The 7,100-nt window shown below is 68.1% G+C and carries 5 protein-coding genes; 4 read left to right on the forward strand and 1 reads right to left on the reverse strand.

All coding sequences use genetic code 11. From position 1 onward, the window contains the following. Together VME70_12265 and VME70_12270 are read left to right on the forward strand one after the other, a co-directional pair. Nucleotides 1–2,341 (forward strand): vitamin B12-dependent ribonucleotide reductase (locus VME70_12265; GenBank protein HTW20972.1); only part of this gene is annotated, 2,341 nt, incomplete at its 5' end. Between the two features lie 239 nt (nucleotides 2,342–2,580). Beyond that, nucleotides 2,581–3,480: an SMP-30/gluconolactonase/LRE family protein gene (locus VME70_12270; protein HTW20973.1), complete on the forward strand. Its 900-nt coding sequence runs from the start codon at nucleotides 2,581–2,583 to the stop codon at nucleotides 3,478–3,480. A gap of 7 nt (nucleotides 3,481–3,487) precedes the next feature. Here the strand turns inward: VME70_12270 and VME70_12275 are convergent, their stop codons facing one another. Continuing rightward, nucleotides 3,488–4,231, reverse strand: a complete 744-nt coding sequence (locus VME70_12275) for a TetR/AcrR family transcriptional regulator (protein HTW20974.1) — start codon at nucleotides 4,229–4,231, stop codon at nucleotides 3,488–3,490. Between the two features lie 146 nt (nucleotides 4,232–4,377). On the opposite strand from VME70_12275, the gene VME70_12280 reads away from it, so the two are divergent. After that, the gene (locus tag VME70_12280) at nucleotides 4,378–6,021 is read left to right on the forward strand and encodes an amidohydrolase (GenBank protein ID HTW20975.1); all 1,644 of its coding nucleotides are present in this window, start codon (nucleotides 4,378–4,380) and stop codon (nucleotides 6,019–6,021) included. Nucleotides 6,022–6,058: 37 nt separating this feature from the next. Then, a partial coding sequence (locus tag VME70_12285; protein ID HTW20976.1) for an ABC transporter substrate-binding protein occupies nucleotides 6,059–7,100 on the forward strand: 1,042 nt, incomplete at its 3' end.

Genomic DNA, 7,100 nt, shown 5'->3' on the forward strand with positions numbered 1-7,100 from the left:
CCAGGCGAACGGAACGGTTCAGCTGCGGGTCACCCGCGACGCCTTCATCGCTTTCGTGAAGGCCTTGGGCTTCACGACCGGGCGAGCGGCGCAGAAGGTGTTGCCCCAGGCCGTCTTCGAGCTGCCCGAGCCGATCCTGACTGCCTTCCTGCGGGGCCTGTTCGACGCTGACGGCTGCGTAGTCAACGCTCCCAACGGCACTCGCTACGTCGGCCTTGGCTCTCGCTCGGAGGAGTTGCTCCTCGGGGTGCAGGAAGTCCTCGCCTCGATGGGAATGGCGTCGCGCATCTACGCGATGCCCGCGAAGGACGCGACCTTCACCTACGTCCGCAAGGACGGCACCGAACGCGTCTACGGCTCCGACGGTCCGTCATATGACCTGCGGATCACCGGGCACAGCGCCCGCGAGTACCTCGCCACCATCGGCTTCGACGTGCCGGCGAAGGAGGAGAAGCTTCGCGCAGCGCTGGACGCGCACGGTGTCTACCACACCGACGAGACCGTGCGGATGCGGTCGCGGGAGTCGCGTGGCTTCGAGACCACCTACAACCTGACCGAGCCGCGTAACCACAGCTACATCGTCGGCGGCGTCGTTGTGGCGAACTGTTCCGAGTACATGCACCTCGACAACTCCTCGTGCAACCTCGCGTCGCTCAACCTGCTCAAGTTCCTCGGCGAGGACAACACGTTCGACTCGGCGCGGTTCGCCAAGGCGGTTGAGTTCATCATCACCGCGATGGACATCTCGATCTGCTTCGCGGACTTCCCGACTGAGGCGATCGGCGAGACCACCCGGGCCTACCGCCAGCTCGGCATCGGCTACGCCAACCTCGGCGCGTTGCTGATGGCGACCGGCCACGCCTATGACAGCGAAGGCGGCCGCTCGCTGGCCGCGGCGATCACGTCACTGATGACCGGTACGGCGTACAAGCGCTCTGCGGAGCTGGCCGGCGTGGTCGGCCCCTACGACGGCTACGCCCGCAACGCGACCGCGCACCAGCGGGTCATGCGCAAGCACGCGGCCGCCAACGACGCGGTTCGCCCGGTGGACGCCGACGCGGCGCGGGTGCTGCACGCCGCGACCAAGGCGTGGAAGGACTGCCTGACGATCGGCGAGGCCAACGGCTGGCGAAACGCGCAAGCCTCGGTACTCGCGCCGACGGGCACCATCGGCCTGATGATGGATTGCGACACCACCGGGATCGAACCGGACCTGGCACTGGTGAAGTTCAAGAAGCTGGTCGGTGGCGGGTCGATGCAGATCGTCAACCAGACCATCCCGCGGGCGCTGACCAAGCTCGGCTACCAGCCGGAGCAGGCCGAGGCGATCGTCGAGCACATCTCCGAACACGGCAACGTGATCGATGCGCCGGGGCTGCGTCCCGAGCACTACGAGGTGTTCGACTGCGCGATGGGCGAGCGTTCGATCTCGCCGATCGGGCACGTGCGGATGATGGCGGCGACGCAGCCGTTCATCTCCGGTGCGATCTCGAAGACCGTCAACATGCCCGAGTCCGCGACGGTCGAGGAAGTCGCCGACATCTACTACCAAGGCTGGAAGCTCGGCCTGAAGGCGCTGGCAATCTACCGGGACAACTGCAAGGTCGGCCAGCCGCTGTCGGATGCGAAGGCGAAGAAGGCTGAGGACTCTGGGTCCAGGGACGCGGCCGAGCGCCGACTGGTTCGCAAGCGGCTGCCGCGCCAGCGCCCGTCGCAGACCGTGTCGTTCTCCGTGGGTGGCGCCGAGGGTTATATGACCGCCGGCTCCTACCCCGACGACGGGCTCGGTGAGGTCTTCCTCAAGCTCGGCAAGCAGGGCTCGACCCTGTCCGGGGTGATGGACGCCTTCTCGATCGCGATCTCGATCGCACTGCAATACGGCGTACCGCTCGACACCTATGTGCAGAAGTTCACCAACATGCGTTTCGAACCGGCCGGCATGACCGACGACCCGGACATCCGCATGGCGGCGTCGGTGATGGACTACATCTTCCGCCGCCTCGCGCTGGACTACCTGCCGTACGAGACCCGCGCTGAGCTCGGCATCTTCACCGCCGAGGAGCGCGCGGCCACGGTGGCCGCGGGCGGCTACGACTCGGCGCCCACGGCGCCGCCCGAGGGCGATGAGGATGTCGACGTCGAGGCGATGCGCGGCGGGGTTCCGGTCGAGGCACACGCCAGCCAGGCCCCGATCGAGGTGCACTCCTCGACCGAGCTGATCGAAGCGCAGCAAGGTACGGCGGCCGACGCACCGCTGTGCCTGTCCTGCGGGGTCAAGATGCGCCCCGCAGGGTCGTGCTACGTCTGCGAATCCTGCGGATCTACCAGTGGTTGTAGCTGACGCTGGCTGCGTTCTCCCTCGGTTGCGTGCTACAGCACGCGGCCCTCGGTGCGGCCTTGCCAGCCCCAGCCACAACCACTGGTAGCCAGCCCGGTTGTAGCTGACGCTGGCTGCGTTCTCCCTCGGTTGCGTGCTGCAGCACGCGGCCCTCGGTGCGGCCTTGCCAGGCCCTGCTGCATCCATTGGTGAGCCGGCAGCGGACACTGCTGAGATCTGAGCGCGCGCCAGGAGGAGGACCTATGACCGATTCATCCAGCCATCTGGTGCTGGAGGGGTTTGCGTTCCTCGAGGCGCCGCGCTGGCATCGCGAACGCCTCTGGTTCTCTGATTTCTACGGCCACCGCGTGTACTCCGCATTGGAGAACGGCAGCGATCTGCGAGTAGAGGCGGAGGTTCCCGGTCAGCCCTCCGGCCTCGGCTGGCTGCCGGACGGACGCTTGCTCGTGGTGTCGATGCGTGATCGGCAGATCCTGCGCCGAGAACACAGCGGTGAACTCGTTACCCACGCCGACCTCAGCGACTACGCGGCCGGGCACCTCAACGACATGGTGGTGGACCGGCACGGCAGGGCGTATGTCGGGAACTTCGGCTTCGATCTGATGGCGAGAACGCCACTCGAACCGGCGTCCATTCACCGGGTCGATCCCGATGGCTCGGTGACCGAAGCCGCGGGAGAGTTGTGGTTCCCCAACGGAGCCGTTCTGACGCCGGACGGCGTCCTCGTCGTGAACGAGACCTTCGGCAACCGGGTCACCGCGTTCGATGTCGCCCCGGACGGCTCGCTGGTGAACCGGCGGTTGTGGGCGGAGTTCGCGCCGCTGCCGACCAGCCGATGGCTGGCGGAGATGACGGCGCAAACCGTGGTCGCTCCGGACGGCAGCTGCCTCGACGCCCAGGGTGGGCTGTGGATCGCAGACGCCGTCGGCGCACGCCTGCTCCGAGTGGTCGAGGGCGGCGAGGTCACGGATGAGGTGCGCACGGAGTCGAACGTCTACGCCTGCGCCCTGGGCGGCGTGGACGGACGGACGCTGTTCGCCTGCGTCGCGCCCGATTTCTTCGAGAAGGCGCGCAGCGAGGCTCGGGAAGCGAGCATGGTCGCGTTCACTGTCGCTGTGCCGGCAGCCGAAGGGCCGTCGTGACCTGCGGTCAGGCGCTCGCGCGTACCCTTCCCGGGGCATCGATCGAGTGCCGCTTGCAGGCACAAGGCTCGGGCGCGACCGCAAGCATTCCGCCGAGCACCAAGCCGAGGATCGACTCGAAAATCTCGTCGTCGCCGACGTCCGGAAGCGCGGTCCGGATTCGCCACGTATTCGGGTAGTCCTGCTGCCCGACCTCGAGGTAGGCCTGCGTCCACGCCGACCGGTCGAAACGCTGGATGGCCGGGTCAAGGGAGAGGAAGGTCGCCTCGCCGCCCGACCAGGCCAGGTTGAAGTCACCGAACGCGCGATACATCCGCGCAGCGGCGGCGCCTTTGAAGCCGGCGCCCAGCACCGCTCCGATGATGGTGTCGATGGCGCGCATCTCCGCCGGACGTCGGGTCGTACGACAGGCCGAGAGCGAAGCGGCAGCGGGGTGCGCGAGATAGGTGGCCCGAAGTTGGCGGGCGACGTCCGCCAGCGTCTCCACCCAGCAGTCGTGCTCGGTGAGGTTGGCCGTCGACTCCTCGATCAGCCGGTCGGCGATGGCGAGCATCAGGTCGTCCTTGCTCGCGAAGTGTCGATAGACCGCGGTCTGGTCGGCGCCGAGCGCGCGGCCGAGCTTCGGCAGGCTGAACCCGGACACGCCTTCGGTGTCGAGTAACCGCAGGCTCTCGCTGACGATGAGCTCGGGTGTGAGGCTGCCGCGCTTGAGTCCGTTACGGCGCCGGGGCGCTGCAGCGGATCGTGCCATCGGCGCGTCATCCCTCCGTGCTCCCGCCGTGCGACGGTCAGCCTGAACGGCGGTACACGATCGTTACCAGGGTCTTGGTCCAAGCCCTTGACATAAATATCGCACAGGTGGTTCGGTGCCGTCATCACTCAACCTGCGAGGTGATGGTGCCGGGTCAGACAGGCGATCTGTTCTTCTCCGGTGGCCGGGTGTTCGACGGTCATCGGTTTCTCGACGCAGGCACGACGGTTCTCGTTCGCGCCGGTCGGATCGCCGAGGTCGGGCCGGATGTCGATCCCGGTACGGCGGAGCCGGTCGACCTCTCGGGTGGCACGTTGGTGCCCGGCTTCATCGACTCGCACGCGCATCCCGTGTTCGCCGGCAACCAGATGCGGCACTGTGACCTGCGCGGGGCCGACACCGCCGCCGGTTACGTCTCCCTGGTCGCCGAGTACGCCAGCCGCCATCCCGGCGAGGAGTGGATCACCGGCGGTGGCTGGTCGATGGATGCGTTCCCGCGCGGCATCCCGACCCGCGAGCTGCTCGACGCGGTCGTGCCGGACCGCCCGGTGTTCCTGCCGAACCGCGACGGTCACGGGGCGTGGGTCAACTCGAAGGCGCTCGAGCTCGCTGGTGTGGACGCGAGCACGCCCGATCCCGCCGACGGCAGGATCGAGCGGGACGCCGGTGGCAGTCCGGTCGGCATGCTGCAGGAGGGCGCGTCCGCCCTCGTCGGCCGGCTGCTGCCGGCGGTCACCGCGGAGGACTGGTACCAGGCGCTGCTGGTTGCGCAGGGTCACCTGCTCGGTCTCGGCATCACCGGCTGGCAGGACGCGATCATCGGCGACTACCAGGATGGAGCCGACCCGCTTCCGGCGTACCTGAGAGCGGCCGGCGACGGCTCGCTCATCGTCACGGTGGTCGGGGCGCTGTGGTGGGAACGCGACCGTGGGCTCGAGCAGGTCGAACATCTGATGGAACGCCGCTCCCGGTGGCAGAGCGACCGGTTCCGCGCCACCAGCGTGAAGATGATGCTGGACGGCGTCGCGGAGAACCACACCGCCGCGATGCTCGAGCCCTACCAGGGCATCGACGAGTGCGGCGGTGATCACACCGGCATCGACTTCATCGATCCGGAGGGCCTACCGCACTTCGTCACCGAGCTCGACCGGCAGGGCTTCCAGGTCCACTTCCACGCCCTCGGCGACCGCGCGGTCCGTAACGCGCTCGACGCGATCGAGGCCGCGCGGGCGGCGAGTGGCTCGCACGAGCGGCGCCATCACCTCGCGCACCTGCAGGTCGTGCATCCCGACGACATCCCGCGCTTCGCCGGGTTGAACGCGACCGCGAACATGCAGGCGCTGTGGGCCACGCATGAGCCACAGATGGATGAGCTGACCATCCCGTTCCTGGGCGAACGGCGGGCCGGATGGCAGTATCCGTTCCGGTCGCTGGAGGCGGCCGGCGCGCCGATGTGCGGGGGCAGTGACTGGCCGGTCAGTAGCCCCAACCCGCTGCTCGGCATGCACGTCGCGGTGAACCGCAGCCTGCCGGCCGACGCCGGCGGTGCCGGCAACGACCCGTTCCTGCCCGAGCAGTCGATCGAGCTCGCCACGATGCTTGCGGCGTACACATCCGGCAGTGCGGCGGTCAACGGCGTGGCCGACCATGCCGGCACGATCGGCGCCGGGATGGACGCCGACGTCGTCGTCATCGACGCCGACCTTGCAGCAATCGACCCGCACGACATCTGCCGGGCCACCGCGCGCCAGACCTGGGTGCGCGGCGAGCTCGTCCACGACGCAACCTGACCGCGCATCCAGACCCGCACCATGGGAGGGGACCCCGATGAAGCGCAGCCGCTACACCACCCGCACCACGCTGGTGCTTGTCGTTCTGGCGCTGGTCGCAGCCGCGTGCGGACGCTCGGCGTCCTCCGGCGGAGGTACGGCGGGGAGCGTCTCGCCGACCAAGGGCCTGGTGACGACCACGACGGCCGGCACGCAGCCGGTCTCGTCGGTGACGTGGGCGGTCTACCGCGACGTCAACTCGCTCGACCCGATCTACGCCTTCGACTACCCGGAGAACACAGCCGACTCGCTGATGTGTGAGTCCCTGCTGAAGCAGGCGCCGGACGGGTCGATCGGCCCGGGCCTGGCCACGCTCACCTACCCGACTCCGACCACGATGCAGTTCGACATCAACCCCGCGGCGAAGTTCTGGGACGGCCACCCGGTCACCCCGGCCGACGTCGTCTACAGCCTCGACCGCAACACCAACGCCGCACTCGGCGGGTTCTACGGCCTGGTGTTCTCGCGGGTGAAGTCGATCGCGGCGAGCGGTGCCGACCAGGTCACGATCACTCTCAAGCAGCCGGACTACTGGCTGGCGGGGGAGCTCTCGTCGATGCCCGGCATCATCATCGAGAAGGCGTACGCCGAGAAGCAGGGCAAGAACTACGGCACCCCCGGCGGCGGCATCATGTGCACCGGCGCGTACAAGTTCAAGTCCTTCAAGCCCGGCGTCGGCGTCACCGCGGTCGCCAACCCGAACTACTGGAACCCGGCCGTTCCTACGCCGAAGGTGGGCTCGATCCTGCTCAAGGGCGTGCCGGACACCTCGACCTTCACCTCCGGCCTGATCACCGGTGCGGTCCAGGGCGGTTACACCTTCGGCCTTTCGACGCTCAGCCAGCTGGAGAACAACAAGAACGTCAGCGTCTACCAAGGCCCGGGTGCGTCGACCGACGCCCTGATCGTGTCCAACGCCAAAGGCCCGCTCGGCAACGTCAAGGTCCGCCAGGCGCTCTCGGATGCGCTGAACCGGCAGAGCATCATCAACTCCGTCTACAAGGGCGCGGCATTGATGCCACGGTGGATCGCGAACCCCG

It is taken from the genome of Mycobacteriales bacterium, assembly GCA_035504215.1.
Classification (GTDB): domain Bacteria; phylum Actinomycetota; class Actinomycetes; order JAFAQI01; family JAFAQI01; genus DATAUK01.